This window comes from Algoriphagus chordae, from assembly GCF_003254055.1.
In the GTDB taxonomy this organism is placed as follows: domain Bacteria; phylum Bacteroidota; class Bacteroidia; order Cytophagales; family Cyclobacteriaceae; genus Algoriphagus; species Algoriphagus chordae.
Window position 1 is genome coordinate 226,724 of the sequence record NZ_QKZT01000003.1, and the last position, 16,717, is coordinate 243,440.

General features: G+C 40.6%; 13 protein-coding genes. 4 read left to right on the plus strand and 9 right to left on the minus strand.

Annotated features, from left to right (window positions below; translation table 11 throughout):
* Positions 1-239: 239 nt before the first annotated feature.
* Positions 240-2,666 carry an ABC transporter permease gene (locus LV85_RS04620; RefSeq protein WP_111317014.1) on the plus strand — a complete coding sequence of 809 codons (2,427 nt, stop codon included), beginning with the start codon at positions 240-242 and terminating at the stop codon, positions 2,664-2,666.
* Positions 2,667-3,144: 478 nt separating this feature from the next.
* On the opposite strand, the gene LV85_RS04625 is transcribed toward LV85_RS04620, so the two are convergent.
* The 4 genes from LV85_RS04625 to LV85_RS04640 all read right to left on the minus strand — a co-directional run bounded on the left by LV85_RS04625 (position 3,145) and on the right by LV85_RS04640 (position 9,610).
* Positions 3,145-4,023: a pirin family protein gene (locus LV85_RS04625; protein WP_111317015.1), complete on the minus strand. Its 879-nt coding sequence runs from the start codon at positions 4,021-4,023 to the stop codon at positions 3,145-3,147.
* Between the two features lie 212 nt (positions 4,024-4,235).
* Positions 4,236-4,826 carry a Crp/Fnr family transcriptional regulator gene (locus LV85_RS04630; protein ID WP_111317016.1) on the minus strand — a complete coding sequence of 197 codons (591 nt, stop codon included), beginning with the start codon at positions 4,824-4,826 and terminating at the stop codon, positions 4,236-4,238.
* A gap of 56 nt (positions 4,827-4,882) precedes the next feature.
* Positions 4,883-5,875: an LLM class flavin-dependent oxidoreductase gene (locus LV85_RS04635; RefSeq protein ID WP_111317164.1), complete on the minus strand. Its 993-nt coding sequence runs from the start codon at positions 5,873-5,875 to the stop codon at positions 4,883-4,885.
* Between the two features lie 909 nt (positions 5,876-6,784).
* On the minus strand, positions 6,785-9,610 hold the full coding sequence (locus LV85_RS04640; protein ID WP_245942148.1) for an outer membrane beta-barrel protein: 2,826 nt from the start codon (positions 9,608-9,610) through the stop codon (positions 6,785-6,787).
* A gap of 257 nt (positions 9,611-9,867) precedes the next feature.
* On the opposite strand from LV85_RS04640, the gene LV85_RS04645 reads away from it, so the two are divergent.
* Both LV85_RS04645 and LV85_RS04650 read left to right on the plus strand, forming a co-directional pair.
* Positions 9,868-10,125: a hypothetical protein gene (locus LV85_RS04645; protein WP_111317017.1), complete on the plus strand. Its 258-nt coding sequence runs from the start codon at positions 9,868-9,870 to the stop codon at positions 10,123-10,125.
* Positions 10,122-10,895: an XRE family transcriptional regulator gene (locus tag LV85_RS04650; RefSeq protein ID WP_111317018.1), complete on the plus strand. Its 774-nt coding sequence runs from the start codon at positions 10,122-10,124 to the stop codon at positions 10,893-10,895. Before LV85_RS04645 ends, LV85_RS04650 begins: the two co-directional genes overlap by 4 nt.
* On the opposite strand, the gene LV85_RS04655 is transcribed toward LV85_RS04650, so the two are convergent.
* From LV85_RS04655 to LV85_RS04670, 4 genes are all read right to left on the minus strand, one after another.
* Positions 10,892-11,893, minus strand: coding sequence for a toll/interleukin-1 receptor domain-containing protein (locus LV85_RS04655; protein WP_111317019.1), 1,002 nt, complete (start codon positions 11,891-11,893; stop codon positions 10,892-10,894). The two genes, LV85_RS04650 and LV85_RS04655, sit on opposite strands and share 4 nt — an antisense overlap.
* A 70-nt stretch (positions 11,894-11,963) precedes the next feature.
* Complete coding sequence (locus LV85_RS04660; RefSeq protein WP_111317020.1) at positions 11,964-12,725, minus strand: hypothetical protein; 762 nt, start codon at positions 12,723-12,725, stop codon at positions 11,964-11,966.
* Between the two features lie 34 nt (positions 12,726-12,759).
* Positions 12,760-13,155 carry a DUF2141 domain-containing protein gene (locus LV85_RS04665; protein ID WP_158531142.1) on the minus strand — a complete coding sequence of 132 codons (396 nt, stop codon included), beginning with the start codon at positions 13,153-13,155 and terminating at the stop codon, positions 12,760-12,762.
* A gap of 29 nt (positions 13,156-13,184) precedes the next feature.
* On the minus strand, positions 13,185-14,249 hold the full coding sequence (locus tag LV85_RS04670; RefSeq protein ID WP_111317022.1) for an AMP-binding protein: 1,065 nt from the start codon (positions 14,247-14,249) through the stop codon (positions 13,185-13,187).
* Positions 14,250-14,357: 108 nt separating this feature from the next.
* Here LV85_RS04670 and LV85_RS04675 point away from each other — a divergent pair, with 108 nt between their 5' ends.
* Positions 14,358-15,191 carry a 1,4-dihydroxy-2-naphthoyl-CoA synthase gene (locus LV85_RS04675; protein WP_111317023.1) on the plus strand — a complete coding sequence of 278 codons (834 nt, stop codon included), beginning with the start codon at positions 14,358-14,360 and terminating at the stop codon, positions 15,189-15,191.
* A 171-nt stretch (positions 15,192-15,362) separates the two neighbouring features.
* On the opposite strand, the gene LV85_RS04680 is transcribed toward LV85_RS04675, so the two are convergent.
* Complete coding sequence (locus LV85_RS04680; protein WP_111317024.1) at positions 15,363-16,586, minus strand: serine hydrolase domain-containing protein; 1,224 nt, start codon at positions 16,584-16,586, stop codon at positions 15,363-15,365.
* Positions 16,587-16,717: the final 131 nt, after the last annotated feature.

The window sequence follows — 16,717 nt, forward strand, 5'->3', positions numbered from 1 at the left end:
AACAAAATTGTTCGGGACTTAATCATCGAATTGCCTATTAAACCTCCCTTACGCCTCTAATGAAGGTTTTTTTTTGGTTTGATCTTAGATAAAAGCTACCTGCTAATTAGTAACTGATAGTAAATATCTGAGTGAAGACACTTAGGTAGGTTTAGTCAGTGTTTAGTTGTACTTGACTAGACTAATTAGGAAATCTGAATGAAGTCACTCACAAGGGCGCAGTAATTATATTTAAAACCATGTGGAATACATACTCTAAAATCGCTTGGCGAAATCTTAAAAAAGGTAAGCGCGTGACGCTGATCAATATTTTTGGCTTGACATTGGGCATCACAGCTGCATTTTTGCTTTTCACGGTAGTGAGCTATGAACTTAGCTTTGATAATTTTCAGTCCAATTCGGATAGTATCTATCGCATAGTCACTCAGGATGAATACTCAGATGGCATCAGTCATAATCCTGGGGTTTCGCCACCTATGCCTGAAGCATTGAAAGATGATCTCACTGGCGTCGAAACTCTGGTGCCCGTAGTTAATTCTTCAATTTTTGTCAGCATCGATAATGCGGTGACCAACAGTGGAGAGAATAATTTCATAGTAGAAGATGCTTTCTTTACCGAAAGTGGATATACAAGACTTTTTGACCTGGAAGTTCTCGCGGGGGACCTAGATGCCTTGGATGATCCAGGTCAAGTGGTACTTACAGAAACTGAAGCAAAGAAGCTTTTTGGAACATGGGAGAATGCCTTTGGCAAATCCATAATGTTGGCAAAGCGAGTGGAAGCCACAGTGGCGGCAGTCGTGGCAGATATTCCTGACAACAGTAATTTCAGATTCAACATGCTTGCTTCTTACCAGACTTTAAAAAGCAATAAGGAGGTCTTTGGTTACGATTTCGAGGAATGGGGGAGTTTTGGAAGTAATTTTCAACTGTATGCATTGATCCCAGAATCCCCAGAATCTGCAAATGTGAGCCAAGTAGATCAGCAGTTGCTGGCTTTTGCTGAGAAGAATTACAAAGATAGAGGCACATCCAAAAAGTCGTTTTTCCTGCAAGCAATGCAAGAAATTCATTTTGATAATCGATTTGATCCTATCAGTGGAGAGATGATTCGAAAAGCAACGATTTACACTTTAGCATTAATCGGAGTTTTCATTTTGATCATGGCTTCGATCAACTTTGTGAATCTGTCCACAGCTCAGGCAATAGGCAAAAGCAAAGAAGTTGGGATTCGAAAAGTAATGGGAGGAAGCCGACTTCAGGTGATCGGGCAGTCCTTCGGAGAGACCTTTATCATTGTCTTAATTTCGGCTCTCATCTCTACCCTTGCCGCTACAGTTTTACTTCCCTATTTGAGCAAAGTAGCAGAGGTCCCAGAGACAATTAAATTGATCACACCTTCATTTTTACTTTTTTCAATTGCCATAATTCTAGGCGTAACCTTCCTTTCTGGACTCTATCCAGCGATAATTCTTTCAGGATTTCAGCCTATTCAAGCGCTGAAAAATAAGATTCAGGTGGCTCAAATTGGCGGAGTTTCCCTTCGCAGAAGCCTTGTTGTTATGCAGTTTGCGATAGCACAGATTCTGATGATTGCGACCGTGATAGCAGTGAAGCAGATGACTGAAATTCAGAATGCTGACCTAGGCTTTTCGAAGGAGGCTGTGTACTATTTCGATATCCCAAGTGATGAGGACAAAGACGGTCGAATAGATGTGCTGAAGCAGAGATTACAGGGGAATTCTCAGATCAAAACTGTCAGTGTGTCTAGTGATGTGCCTTCCTCTAACAACAACTGGGGCTCGAATTTCTGGTTTGATGGTAAAAGGGAAGATGTGCAGTTTATGACTTCCTTAAAATATGGTGACGCGGATTACTTTGAAAATTATGGGCTTCAGTTTGCTGCTGGAGTCGGTTTTTCGGAAAGCGATACGCTCAAGGAAGCTGTGATCAATGAGACCATGGCGAAGAAATTGAATTTGGGGAGTCCAGAAGAAGCCATTGGGAAAACAATTACTATAGGTGGAGGTGAACCTTGGATGACGATCACTGGTGTAGTGAAGGACTTTGCTCAGAACTCGCTTCGGGATGAAGTGAAGCCATTTATTATCGCAACAGAAAAATCTCAGTATGGAGTTTTAGGTTTGAAACTGGATAAAAATGCCGGTAAGGAAACGCTGGCAAGTATTGAGGAGGAGTTTAAAAGTATCTATCCCGACGCGATCTATTCAGGGACTTTTTGGGATGAAAGTATTGCCAATTTCTACCAAAGAGAAAATCAACTGGCACTGGTGTATAAAATCTTCGCTGTACTTTCGATTGTGATTTCTTCCATTGGATTGTATGGTTTGATATCCTTTTTGGTAGGGCAAAAGCTAAAAGAAATCGGAATTAGAAAAGTGCTTGGCGCATCAATTCCTCAGATTACTTTCCTGCTTTCAAAGGAATTTATTTACCTGGTATTTATCGCTTTTGTGATTGCCGTTCCGCTGGGTTATTACCTCACTGATCAATGGCTACAGAATTTCTCCTACCAAACTTCCGTGCCGATTTCTCTATATGTTCTCGTCATTGCAGTTTCACTTCTGATTACTGCTGCGACTGTGGGCTTTAGAGCTGTGAAGGCTGCACTGAGTAATCCTGTGGATAGCTTGACGGATGAGTAAAGAGATTTAGAAAAGTTTCCTGCCGATTTAAAAACAAGTTTCCCGCAGATTTTCGCAGAAAAGACCCGCAGATTGACGCTGATTTTTTTGTGCAAATAACTGAATTGAACATGAATCCAAATCTGCGAGGATCTGCGATAGTTATCTGCGAAGATCTGCGGGAAGTTAAGGTGGTTAAATCTAGCTAAAAGCCAAATTCACGGAAAGTAGAATAGCTTTTGAATATCAATAACCTAGGCTATCTGTGTTTCCTTCGACTAATCCTGTGGATAGTTTGACAGTTGAGCAAAGCAACATCGGAGTTAGAATGATTTCCCGCAGATCTTTTAGTAATGACCATGTTGAGATTGAAAAGGACTAGCGTTTTTAGGCGTGTATTCCTGCATAAATCTGCAGGAGAATAGATGCTCGAAAATAATAGAAATGCCCCTGAATCACAATGATCCAAGGGCTTCTGTTTTATGTTTGGCTTAAGGACTTAATCCTCCAAATACCCGAATTTACCGACGTTGAAGTCGTTGAATGCTTCCATCAATTCTGCTTTTGTATTCATCACAAATGGGCCATGCGAAGCTATAGGCTCATTGATAGGCTCACCGCTCAGTACCAAAACAACAGCATCTTCACTTGCTTTGATTTCAAAGGTTTCTCCCTCTGTTTCGAATAATGCGAACTTGTCTGTCCCCACATTATCTTTTCCATTCACTTCAATTGAGCCTTCGATTACTAGTAATGCTGTGTTGAAATGCGCAGGAAATGAGAAGTTAGCAACTCCATCTTTTTTCAATTTAGCATTCATCAGATTCACCTTCGTGAAGGTACTTGCAGAGCCTGTTAAGCCTTGGTATTCACCGGCGATTACTTCGATTTCACCAGCATTATCAGGCAAAGTGAATTTCTGAATTTGATCATTGGTGATTCCCTGATATTTGGGAGGACTCATTTTGTCTTTGGCAGGAAGATTCACCCAAAGCTGTACCATCTGAAATTCTCCTCCAGTACGGCTGAATTCTTCCTCGTGGTATTCTTTGTGCAAAATCCCTGAAGCGGCAGTCATCCACTGCACATCACCTTCACCGATTATCCCAGAATTCCCCGTGCTATCATGATGGGCTACTTTGCCTTTATAAGCAATTGTCACAGTCTCAAAACCTCGATGAGGATGAACTCCAACTCCCTTTGGTTCATTTGAAGGAGGGAAGTGAAACTTGGAATTATAATCCAGCATGATGAATGGAGACATGCGCTGCATGTCCAGATGATATGCGCTTGGAATGAAATTGTGAACTCTGAATCCATCACCTACAAAATGAGGAGCAGGTGGATTGACGATGATCTCTATATTTTTGATTGCCATGATATTTGTTATTTATCTGTATTTGTTAAGATTAATCTCAATTATGCTAGTAGCCTTATTTAAGAGGCTGGAAGACCGATGTGGCTTCTAATCAGCACTTTTCCTTCTCCTTCAAAGGATGCATTTGCTTGCATTAAAGAAGGTTTTACATAATGATTATACAAATATCGACATGTGGAAATCCCTGTGCCTTGATGTATGGTAAGTTCGCTTCAGGACTTGAAATTCTTTTTTGCAAGATCTTTTCTCACTCTACTCAATGATTCGGGTGTAATGCCCAAATAGGACGCAATCATCCAAAGTGGCACTCGGAGTAGTAGATCAGGATATTTCTGGATGAAAGTTAAATAGCGTTCTTCGGCAGTTGCTCCAAGCAATTGGTTGATTCGCTGTTGCAGTTGGTGAATATGACTTTGGAGTGCCCGATCATTTGCCTTTCGGAATTTGGAACTCATCTCTGAAACCATTCCCATAAATTCCGCGCTGATGAAAACCACCTTGCTGTCTTCTATCGCTTCAATGAAAAATTCTGAAGGCTCATTGAAGTAAATACTACTTCTATCAGAAATCAGCCAATTTTCTGGAGCGAATTGAATAATGTGCTCCTTCCCGGATTCGTCCACAGTGAATGCTCGAAGTAGTCCTTTCTCTGTGTAAAAAGCATGTTTGCAGACATCGCCAGCAGTGAGTAGAAGATCACCCTTTTGGATGACTTCTACTCTTACATCTTTCAGTAATTCATCAATAGCAGCATCCGTAAGGTCGCTTTTTTCACTTAGGTATAATTTGAAGTTATCTAACACATCATGGGGTTTGGTCTTCAAAATAGCCAAAAAGAATCAATATCTGAGTTATGAATTTATCCTATAACCTCGGCAGTGATTTCTAAAGATCTCAATCGCTTTTCTGTATCATAGATATTTGTAGACACCATCAGCTCATCGACTTCTACTTGCTTGAAGAAGCTGTCAAATTGTGGTTTGAGGGATTCTTTAGTGCCAATAAATGTGCAAGCCATCATGTTCTGAATAGCAGCGGCTTCAGGTTCTGACCAGATGCCATCCATGCTTTTCACAGGCTTTTTCATAGGATAAGATTTTCCTCGAATGATACCCAAAGCGGTCTGGTAAAAGGAAGTTGCCAGATAATGTGCTTCTTCATCAGTGTCCGCAGCAATCACATTCACGCAGGAGATAAAATACGGATTGGATAGATTTTCAGAAGGCTGGAAGTTTTCCCGATAATGCCTCGAAGCATTGATCAGATATCCTGGTGCAAAATGACTGGCAAAGGCGTAAGGCAATCCTTTTTCTGCACCAAGCACCGCAGAACTCATGCTCGAACCCAGCAAGTAGATAGGTACATCTATTCCCTCGGCTGGGAATGCCCGGACTTTGGAATCTATATTGTCTTCAGAGAAATAGCGACGTAGGTCATCGAGGTCTGAGGGGAATTCTTGCACCGATTCATGTCTTCCTCTTCGAAGGGCCGTAGCAGTCGTCTGGTCTGTGCCAGGCGCACGGCCAAGTCCTAGATCAATTCGGTTGGGATAAAGTGTAGCCAGGGTTCCAAATTGCTCAGCGATGATCAGTGGGCTGTGATTAGGAAGCATGATACCGCCAGATCCCAGTCGGATGGTAGAAGTGCCATTGGCTAAAAATCCGATTAGAACTTGGGGTGATGAGCTGCCTACATTTGCCATGTTGTGATGCTCGGCTAGCCACATTCGGGTGTAGCCAAGTTTCTCGGCCATCTGGGCAACTTGCATGCTTCTTTCATAAGCATCTTTGGCATCAAAGTCTTCACGGATAATGGCAAGGTCGAGTAGGGAATATGGTTTGGTCGTTTTCAAAATAGCGGTCAATTTGTTGTGGTAAAAGGTGCTTGCAAAATATAGGTTTGCTCTTTCCTTTCATGCTAATAGAAAAATGCCTCGGAAAGTTTCTTGTAGAAGAAAGCAAATTATCCTGGACTATACATTATGGCTCGTGTCGAGGGCTCGACACCTAAGAAAAGTAAAGGAAAACGACTGATCTTCTGCTGCGTTTTAGGTTTTATGGAGGTCCATTTTTCCATTACTATTGGCATCAGCGCGATTTAATTTTATCAGCTATATGTTTTGTTTCCTGCATCCCCATACTGAGACTATTATGCCCCGTCTGCAAAAATGAATATTTAGGATATGAAGCTGAATTTAGCTTAAAGGACTCGCTGAGTAGCTATCACTTACTGGCTTGTTTTTTGGGACTCATTATGCCGAGAGGCTATAATTAGGGATAATTCACCCTTAGGTTTTGAAATAATTTAAGCTATCCTAGACTTCTCATAAGAAGATATTCTACACTAAAATTTTGTCCTATGAACTCAATAACGCAAATAAAAAACAATTGCATAGTAGCTTGTGAGCGATGTATTGCTGACTGCCTTGCCTGCATTGAATCATGTCAAAAAATGAAAGGAATGGAACAATGCATTTTGCTCTGTGAGCGATGCATAGATGCCTGCAAAGATTGTATTTCTGCCTCAGAAAGCAGCTCGCTGGATCGCGCTATAGCTATGCAACAATGTATGGATGCTTGCTACAACTGCGCCAGTGAATGTGAAAAACATGAGCATGATGCCTGTAAAGCCTGTGCTGATTCATGTCGTAAATGCATCGCTGAATGTGAATTGCTCTTAGCTTAAGTGCAAGAAAAAGATAAGCAAAAAGAGGCTGATGGGTTATCCATCAGCCTCTTTTTCGTAGTCTACAGTCTACTAATTAATTGTAGATCTCGTTGTAATCATCCATACTCGTTCCTTTGTTGAAGTGACGGATATTGTAAGAGAAGGACAGCATAAAATAACGTTGCATTACATTGTTTTGACCATCTTCTACATAAGCATCAGTGACATTTCTATACACAGATCTATTTTGGCCCAGTAGATCATAGACATTCAGAGATATTTCTCCTCGCTGATTCCCGAATACTTTTTTACCAATACTCATATTCATTAAGATCACATTTGCATCGTAACCTTCAGAAAGTCCAGAATTCAACTGATGATTGATATCCAATCTATAGACAAATCCTTCCCAAATAATCCAGCTAAAATTCAGTCTTGAACGCTGATTGAAATATTTGTTGTTTAGGCTAGAATTTAGCGTGTTTTCTACATCATTGAATGAAAGACGAGTAGATATATTGAAGTCAATTTGGTCTGAGATATTAGAGCTTAATGACACGCCTGTACTGATTCGAGAGGAGTTATTGAAACTCAATTGATCATTTATCTGACCAGGTCTTTTGGTACTACTGAACCCGCCATTGATATTGAAATTGGATTTGACAAAGTCAAGTGGAATACCATAGCTTACCCAAGATCTGAAGTCTCTGTATCCATCCAAATTCACAGGTCTAAACAGTTGTGATCCTTTTTCCAAAATAATTCCACCTGGCAATTCTGTAGGTTCCTCTGCAGTAAAAGTACTGTTGGATACCGCATTCTTTACGAGGTTGTACTGTGCAAATACAAACCATGAACGATCATTCTCAGGGTTATTACTTCGGAATCGCAGCCTAAGTCTATTAGAATATGATTGCTCTAGATTTGGATTACCAGTTTTTAGTTGCAATGGGTTTGAGTTGTCTATCACATTTTGAAGGTCACCTACCGAAGGTGCATCCACATCTGTATCATAGTCGAGTTCAAAATTTGTGTTATCCGAGATTTCATAATCAAAACGAACAGTTGGCATAAAGCTCTTGAAAGTACGGTCTATTGTACCTGCTGCTGGAAAAAACTGATCATTTTTAAGAGTTGCATTTTGATGCTTTAGTTCTGCTTGGAATTTTAATTTTTCCAACTGGTATTGGTATCCTAGCTCCACTTCATGTCTCAGGTATTTACTCTCGAAAGAGTTACTTAAAGCTGTGTCAAGCGCAAGGTCAGGATTGTTAAAGTCTTCATTTAAGATATCAAAAGTCAATTGGTCCGAGTCGTTAAATCTATTACCCACTTCATATTCTAATTCCAATTGCCCATTTTTTCCTAATGGTTCTGTGTATGAAATGCCTGTTTCCCAGTCATTTCCAGATCTGTCACGGGTGATGTTTTGATTGATTATTTCGGTACGCTCAGTTGGTTGGTAGTAAATATTGGTTGCCGTTCTATAAGCATCGTCATTGTTGGCATGACTTCCAGTGTTGGCACTAAGCGTTAGACTTCTGCCTGCTTTTCCGAATTTGTGGCTATAAAAAAGACGATGAAACATATCGTAATCCTGATTGTCAGCAGTTCGGATATTTTCAGTCTGGTTTAGTGGACCATCAGAATTGACACTTTGTCCAAAGAACCCTGAGTTTTCTGTTTCGAAGCTAGCTGAGATTCTAGGACGATAAAGAATTCGGTTATTCTCATTGATGTTGTATTCCAACCTCATATCAAAGCGATGATCCTGTCTGGTTCGCGTTTCTCGACTGTCTTCTGTGTAGACTTGATCTGACGAAGAGCCAGTTACATATTCTCTGGCTAGGCTAGATTGGTCATTGTTTTTACGGTGATTAAATTGATAACTACCAGATATTTTTATTTTTTCACCCCAATTATCGGAATAATTCACACCAAGAATATTTGTGGTGATAATGCCATTTTGAGGACGATTGTTGCTCTGTGAATTCGCATCGCTGGAATAATCCAACACATTAATGTTATTGCTAAGTCCCGTAAAGGTTATACGCTGGTCTTCATTGAAGGCGTTAATACTTGCTCCTACCAAATAATTATCATCGGTGCCATAGCCTGCCGTAGCTTTTCCAAATTGCCCTTTTCGCTTATCAGGTTTTGTGATGATGTTGATGGTTTTCATCCGTTCACCATCATCAAATCCACTGAGGAGGGCTTTATCACTTTTTTGATCGAATATTTCAATACCCTGAATAACCTCTGCTGGGAGATTTTGCAGTGCAGTGTTTACATCACCACCAAAGAAAGGTTTTCCATCTACCAAGACCTGAGTGATCGCTTCTCCTTGAGCCTGTAAGGAGCCATCTTGGGATATTACACCAGGAAGCTTTTGGATTAAGGTTTGGGCACTGGCGTCTTGCATGGTTTTGAAAGCATCAGCATTATATAGTGTAGTGTCACCTTTCTGTTCGCCCTGTGCTCTTCTTGCGCTAATGGTCACCTCATCTAAATCCGTTGCTGATTCCTTAAGACCTAATACTCCTAAGTCCATATCCTGAGTCACATGGATAGATTTATAGAGATTTTCGAATCCTAGGTATTGAATTTTTAGCAAGTACTCACCAGTCTTGATACCGTTAATCTCGAATTCCCCATCCAAATCTGAAATCATTCCTTCTACTTGCACAGAATCAGGCAGATTTTGGACTAAAACAGTTGCATTCGGGATGGTGATCTCAGTACCTGCTTGCTTTACTTTTCCCTTGATCGAATAGGTCTGCGCAGTGACTTGAGAAATACTTAAAAATATGATTAACAGGTATATATAGTTTTTCATCATCATTGGTAATTGAATAAATCCTAAAATCTTTCCTTTGCTATAAAGAAAGAATACTCCTTTTGCGGTGGCTTGTTTTATCAACTACAAAGTAACGGACTTGCGCTACGATTTGGGAGTGATAAATGGCTAAGCGGTCAAATGGAGTACTGAGTAGCAGATAAAGGATATGTCTATACAGTTTTTCACTGAAAAAGATTGTTCTGCTACATAATCTTACTGTTTTGAGCTACAAAAGTTTTGACTTGACAATCTCTGTCAGACAATATGTTGATTTTTCATTCATTGATATGTTTATAAAAACAACATTTATATATTAGCTGATGTTAAAAGAATCGACTATGGAAAACCAGGAAAAAATCAGCATTACGACAAAGACTTTGGCTTCAGGCAATTGTCAAGTAAAATTTTTCATCGAAGACGAGGCAAAACCGCAATACGGTTATTTGCTGGTAAATGGCCCCAAGCCTGTCGGAGAAATTATCGATGAGATTAAAGAACGTATGGAGAGAAGACGGAGCACTGCTTTGAATATGAATCCGTTTTTTCCTGCAGCTGCTAGCCCAGAAGATCATAACTTTTATTTATACTCAGCATGAAATATCTAGCGTCTAACCTTCGCTTTTTGCGCAAGCAAAAAGGAATAACTCAGACTGAGCTAGCGGATCAACTAGCTGTACAGCGGACTATGATATCTGCCTATGAAGATGGTAGATCTGAACCAAAGTTGTTGACACTTGGGAAGATATCTGATGTGCTAGAGGTAGGGCTGGAAGAGCTGCTCAATCATGATATAGAAGGCAAGGGCAGAAAGGCAATTCAGAAAAGAGGAATCAATATTCTTACGATTGCCTGTGATGAGGATGAGAAGGAGAACATCACTCTGGTAGGGCATAAGGCTTCAGCTGGCTATCTAAATGGTTTTGCAGATACTGAATACATGGAAAGTCTTCCTCAGTTCCAGATTCCTACGCTATCTAAACAGGCAACATACAGGGCCTTCGAACTGGCAGGAGATTCGATGCTTCCCTTGACTTCTGGTACAATTGTCATAGGAGCTTATGTAGATCAGCTGAAGGATATCAAAAGCGGCAAAACCTATGTGCTTGTCTCTGATTCGGAAGGTGTGGTTTACAAGCGTGTTTTCAACTACTTAAGTGACAATGGTAAACTCTATTTGGTTTCTGATAATGAGCAATACAAGCCTTATGAGATTAAGGGAGAGGATGTGGTGGAGGTTTGGGAAGCCAAAGCTTTTATCAGTACAGATTTCCCAAATCCAGGAGATAAGAAGAAGCCTTTGACTTTGGAAGATCTTGGGGAAATGATCTCTGATATTCGAGCTGATCTACGTCAGATTAAAGGCTAATTTCTTTTAAGTGCTGCTGTCAATTCCTGATTGGAGCCTACGACTTTCAATGTTCCTTCCCAAGATCGACCTCCATTACTGGTTTTGAGAATGAACTCTCCATATGAGTCGTAGTAACTATTGTAATAATCTAAGTAAAGTGTGTTCCCGGAGATAGACCCTGTTCCTGTTCCAACATTTGAACCGTTTACATCATACTCGACAAATTGAATTTCTTCCGGGTACTGATTCATTACAAAACTGCTGACAATTTGACCATTGGAATAAACTACCCAATTCCCTTGGACATTTAGCGGACCATCTTCTGATAACTGAGCGCTAGCCTCCTGATTGAAATCATCGGTTACATATTCTCTGTTAGAATCTATAGGATCGTCATAATAAGGTTCATCATCAGGAATCAAACCAATGATAAGAAATGCTACAAAGACGCCTAAAACCCAAAGGTAATTTTTAGCCCACCAACTTTTAGGCGGCTTGGGTACAGGTCTTCGAATTGGATCAGGTTTGGGCTCAGTTTTATTAATCTTTGGAATGACCTGTTCTATTGATTTGATTAGAACTCCTACGTCATATTTCCATCGAGAGATAGAAATCTCTTTCCAGTGTTTTCCAGCCAATTCTTTGATATTATCTGGAAGTTGGCTAGCTGATGGCAAGATTGCTTTTTTGATTAGAACGGGCACCACTCGCACGCCTTCCATGGAAAGCGCCATTGCTACTTCTCTTCTTACCCAGTCATTTTCTTTGAATAGACGCAGGTTTCCTTCTTCGTCTTTTACCTCCGCCCAAGTTGGGCCAATCATCACCAAAACCACTTTGCTTTGGCTAAGTGTTTTTTCGATGGCATCGGCAAAGTTTAACCCTGGCTCAAGGGTCTCTATATCGAAAAAAACATTTTCCTCTCCAAAGACTTCCACCAGGTCTTCTTTGAGTCTACTGGCCTCACTTTGTGTGTCGCTTTGACGATAGCTTATAAAAATTTTTCCTTTTTCCATAAAAAAACCTGATTCGTTCTCTCTAAAGTTAAGCGAATCAGGTTCTTAATTGCAATATGAAGGCTAGTTTTTATTCTTCAATTAGATTTTCAAATCCATCTTTTATCATTCCAACTGCATCAAAAGAGGTGTCAATGTTGATCACTCCCTTTCCAAGTTCATGCCAGTAGCCATCTCCGCATTCGATGTATGAACCACGTTTGGTACCTGCTGTTTCTTTGGCGATCTCATAGTTGTAATCCGGAGAAAACACTAGCTTCATCAGTTGCACAGCATATTCCCAGTTAATAACTTTTGACTCCTTATTGGACACTAAAACTGCTTCTCGATTGGAGAAATTCATCGTGATAGAGCAGTCAAGACTGTTCTCATTGGTTACTTGACGGTAGTTGACTGTAAGTGGAGCTTCTTTCTGAGAAGTCTCATAGATAGCCTGGATGACATCTTGAGCTAGCATTTGCCAAGCTTCCTGATCTGCAGGAGCTTTTGCAGAACTTGTCTTGCCATCTTCAATTGCGGCAAGGTTGAGACCTCCATCTTCTAATTGTCTACCACTCCATTTTACTTTTTCAAACTCTTTAGAAACCACCTTTTTCCAAACTGAATCAAGACTGCCTTTGAAACTGAAATCATCATTTGCAGTGAATCCTTCATCGAGGATCTCATCTTCTGTCAAATCTTCTCTGTCAGTATAATGCAGTTCAAGTTCTGCGAGCAGTTCAGCGTTGCTCCAGTCTAGTGAAAGTCTGTATACATGACTATAAGGAGCCGGGATTATTCCTGAATCGAATTCAATTACGATTCCGCTAGTGTGGTCGTTACTCTTTTTCATCGCTGCAAAAGTAGGTCTTTTAGCTCAAAATTTCTTAGCGCAATTCAATTTCAAAAAGAGTGACTTTTCCTGGATTTACTTTTTTACTGCTTTTTTCGTAAGAAGGGATGCCGAAAACCAGACTGGGATTATTGGAAAAGCCAAATTCATCCAATGGATAGCCTACTTTGTTTTTTCGTATTGCTCCGTCCTCGTCATGATCATGGAATACGGTAATAGCATAGTTCCCAGCAGGTACATCTTTAAAGGTCTTCCTAGCAATACCCTTTTCAATTGGGAGTCTCACCATCTCCCAGGCATGGTCAAGTGATTCTGGCCAGCCTTTGCTTTGGTCAAAAATAAGCAGCTGAATCACCCCGTTATCTGAATTGGTTTCAGAAATGTGCAGTTCTATGGTTCCCAAATTACTTTGTACTTGAGAGATATTCATAAAAAATAGAAGGCTTAAAAATGCCAGTTTCATAAGTTTAGTATGGTTTTCGGTCTGTTTACTTTTCCAGTGCTTGACCTTGAAAACTCAGAGATTACAAAAATGTTTTTAGGGACTTCATATTTTTCTAAGATCAGCTTCAATTTTTCGAAAAGCTTGCTTGAATTATCTAAATCATCTTTTGATTCAATCACCAAACATAATTTCTCTCCGAGTTTCTCGTCGTACATCCCAAAAAAGAAAAATGATGAGTTGGGAAAAAAGCTATTCATAGTGTCTTCAGCTTTTGCTTCCAAAAGCTCTGGGTGAAGCTTAATTCCTCCAGAATTGACAACGAAGTCAGCCCTTCCAAGCCATCGAAAGGAATTGTCATCAACTAACTCAATCAGATCATTTGTTTGAACCAGTTCATCATTACTTGAAGCAGATTTCACCCAAAGTGCTTTTCTCTTGTCCACACCAAATTCAACTTTGGGGAGTAGTTTATAGATCAATTCTCCATGTTCAATTTTGGCCAAGGCGATATGAGAAACTGTCTCGGTCATGCCATAAGTCTGGTAAGCTAAGATACCCTGACTGACAAGTTGATGCTTCAAGCTAGCACTGACCGGAGCTCCACCGATGATAAGCTGCTTGATTTTTTTTAGCTTTTCTAATGAAGTTTTGTGCAGTAAACAGGCTTCTACTTGCAGTGGAACCATCGCCACAAAATCAGGAATCTCATTTATCTCCAACAGTGGATTAGACTTAGGTTCGCACAATTCGATTCTGCAATTCCAAACCATCGCTCGTACAAGCATCATTTTGCCAGCGATATAGCTAGGATCAAGACAGCAAAGAAGCTTGGTGTTTTGGTTAGTTTGGAAAAAAGCCTGGGTCGCTTCTGCGCTAGCGATCATCTGAGATCTCGAAATTTCAATATTCTTAGGCGTTCCTGTTGAGCCTGAGGTTTGCTGCACAAAAGAGTTTTGACCTGAAAGCCAATCCTGGCAGAATTGAAAAGCGGCTAGGGCAAAGTCAGGAAAATCATTGTTTCCAAATTCAAAGTTTTCTTTTGTCTGAAATCTGTGTTTGCCGAAGCTAAGTTGAAACATTTGAGCTGTGCTTGATAATGGCTTTCCCGAAGGTAATAATCTAAGTTCAAAATTCAGGGAAGGCTGTTATCTTGCAAAAGAATTAGATTTTTAACCAAATCGGAAGTTATGAACTGGATCACAGCAAAAGAATACGAAGATATCACCTATAAAAAATGCGATGGCGTGGCAAGAATCGCCTTCAATCGCCCAGAAACAAGAAATGCTTTTCGCCCGAAAACTACGGCAGAATTGTATGATGCTTTTTATGATGCCCAAGAAGATACTTCTATTGGTGTAGTGCTATTGAGTGGGGAAGGGCCTTCTGCAAAAGATGGAGGCTGGGCATTTTGCTCAGGTGGAGATCAAAAAGCTAGAGGCAAGCAAGGCTATGTGGGCGAAGATGGTTATCACCGATTGAATATTTTGGAAGTGCAGCGCTTGATTCGTTTTATGCCAAAGGTGGTGATTGCAGTGGTGCCGGGTTGGGCAGTAGGAGGAGGACATTCTCTGCATGTGGTCTGCGATCTGACTTTGGCGAGTGAAGAGCATGCGATTTTCAAGCAAACGGATGCAGATGTGACTAGCTTCGATGGTGGCTATGGTTCTGCTTATTTGGCCAAAATGGTTGGGCAAAAGAAAGCTCGTGAGATCTTTTTTCTGGGAAGAAACTATTCAGCTCAGGAAGCCTACGAAATGGGGATGGTAAATGCTGTGATTCCTCATGCTGAATTGGAGTCAACTGCTTATGACTGGGCGCAGGAGATCTTGGCTAAGTCGCCAACTTCTATCAAGATGCTGAAATTTGCGATGAACCTGACTGATGATGGTATGGTTGGTCAGCAGGTTTTTGCTGGAGAAGCAACTCGCTTGGCTTATGGAACAGATGAGGCGGTAGAGGGTAGAAATGCCTTTTTGGAGAAAAGGAAGCCAAATTTCGGTAAGAATAATTGGATACCCTAAGGGAGACGTTAGTAGCTAGATACTAGAGTTGAGAGAATGAGATTGGGTGCAAACTCAAATAGGATTGAGGTTTACGAGACTACTGCTGTGAAAGCAGTCACTCTTGTTCGGATATCCAACATCTACTTTCTAAGGCTAATGTCTTACTACTAACGACTAAATACTATCTTTCTATTCTATTGCTTGATAAACCATCTGTCTCATTTTTTGGTCGTAGAATCCGCTGAAAGGAGCTGTTTGAGTCATAAGAATGGAAATTAGATCTTCTTTAGGATCAATAAAGAAATAGGTGCAGTATGCGCCGCTCCAATAATATGTTCCTACCGATCCCAAGGATTTCGTGTCAGCCAAATTGGTTGTTACTCCAAACCCAAATCCAAAACCCTGACCTGGTTCTCTTTGGATATCTCCTATCTGATTGATCGTCATGATTTCCACTGTTTTTGGACTTAGATACCTTTTACCTTCCAATTCCCCTCCATTACTCATCATTAGTGCAAATCTCGCGTAATCATGCGCCGTGCTGAATAAAGCATTTGCACCAGCAAAAACTTTATTTCCCGATGTTGGAGTTTGTCGAGGAGCGACAATCAATTTTCCTGACTTGTCATAGCTGTGTAAAGTTGCCATACGGCTGGCCTGCTCCTCATTTAGATTGTATCTGGTGTCCGACATGCCCAATGGGCCTAGTAGTCGTTTTTGTAAAAACTCATCTGCTGTCATTCCAGAAAACACTTCGATCAATCGAGCCAAAATATCGGGAGCGGCTGAATAATACCAGCGCTCACCTGGCTGTGCATAGAGAGGAAGACCTGCATAAGCCTCCACTCGGGACTTGATATCTGGATGATCTACATAATAAATGCCCTGGAGTACTTCCTTATCTACTTCAGACTGTCCTAAACCATGTGATAGACCAGCTGTATGACTCATTAGTTGATGGATTCGAATTGGCGAATCCAAAGGCTCCAAACCACCGGCCGTTCCCAGTTTGGCATCTTTAGCAACCATCGCATCCTTAAATTCTGGAATGTATTTAGATACCGGATCATTCAATAGAAAATGACCTTCTTCGTATAGCATCATGAAAGCCGTCGTGATGATAGGTTTTGTCATTGACTGGATGTAGAAAATCTGATCTGCTTTCATCGGAGCTTTGGTATCCAAGTCACTATATCCTAAGGTCTTTTGATGCGCTTGTTCGCCATTCTTATAAATCAAAGTGACTGCACCGGCTAGTCTGCCTTCATCGATTTCTTTCTGTAAATAGTTGTCATAGCGCACTAAGCGTTCAGGAGAAAGCTTGGTCTGTTCATGGTGGAGTGCCTGTGCCAATGCTCCGTCACTGAGAAGCAGGAGCGCAATAACAAGTAATCTTAAGTGATTTTTAAACATGAGGTTGGGTGGTTATTGTTAAAGGTTAACTTGGGACTTTCTATAAATTTAATCAAATCATTTTCTAATGTTAAAAAAAGCCCTTTCTGGATAATCCTGAAAGGGCTCATGATGTTTGTGACGGTCATCGG

What these genes read in the sequence shown, in the direction of transcription:
- LV85_RS04665 (WP_158531142.1), bottom strand. Translation starts at nt 13,155, where the DNA reads ATGAATATCTCTCAAGTACAAAGTAATTTGGGAACCATAGAACTGCAC.
- LV85_RS04625 (WP_111317015.1), bottom strand. Translation starts at nt 4,023, where the DNA reads ATGGCAATCAAAAATATAGAGATCATCGTCAATCCACCTGCTCCTCAT.
- LV85_RS04660 (WP_111317020.1), bottom strand. Translation starts at nt 12,725, where the DNA reads ATGAAAAAGAGTAACGACCACACTAGCGGAATCGTAATTGAATTCGAT.
- LV85_RS04680 (WP_111317024.1), bottom strand. Translation starts at nt 16,586, where the DNA reads ATGTTTAAAAATCACTTAAGATTACTTGTTATTGCGCTCCTGCTTCTC.
- LV85_RS04670 (WP_111317022.1), bottom strand. Translation starts at nt 14,249, where the DNA reads ATGTTTCAACTTAGCTTCGGCAAACACAGATTTCAGACAAAAGAAAAC.
- LV85_RS04675 (WP_111317023.1), top strand. Translation starts at nt 14,358, where the DNA reads ATGAACTGGATCACAGCAAAAGAATACGAAGATATCACCTATAAAAAA.
- LV85_RS04620 (WP_111317014.1), top strand. Translation starts at nt 240, where the DNA reads ATGTGGAATACATACTCTAAAATCGCTTGGCGAAATCTTAAAAAAGGT.
- LV85_RS04650 (WP_111317018.1), top strand. Translation starts at nt 10,122, where the DNA reads ATGAAATATCTAGCGTCTAACCTTCGCTTTTTGCGCAAGCAAAAAGGA.
- LV85_RS04645 (WP_111317017.1), top strand. Translation starts at nt 9,868, where the DNA reads ATGGAAAACCAGGAAAAAATCAGCATTACGACAAAGACTTTGGCTTCA.
- LV85_RS04655 (WP_111317019.1), bottom strand. Translation starts at nt 11,893, where the DNA reads ATGGAAAAAGGAAAAATTTTTATAAGCTATCGTCAAAGCGACACACAA.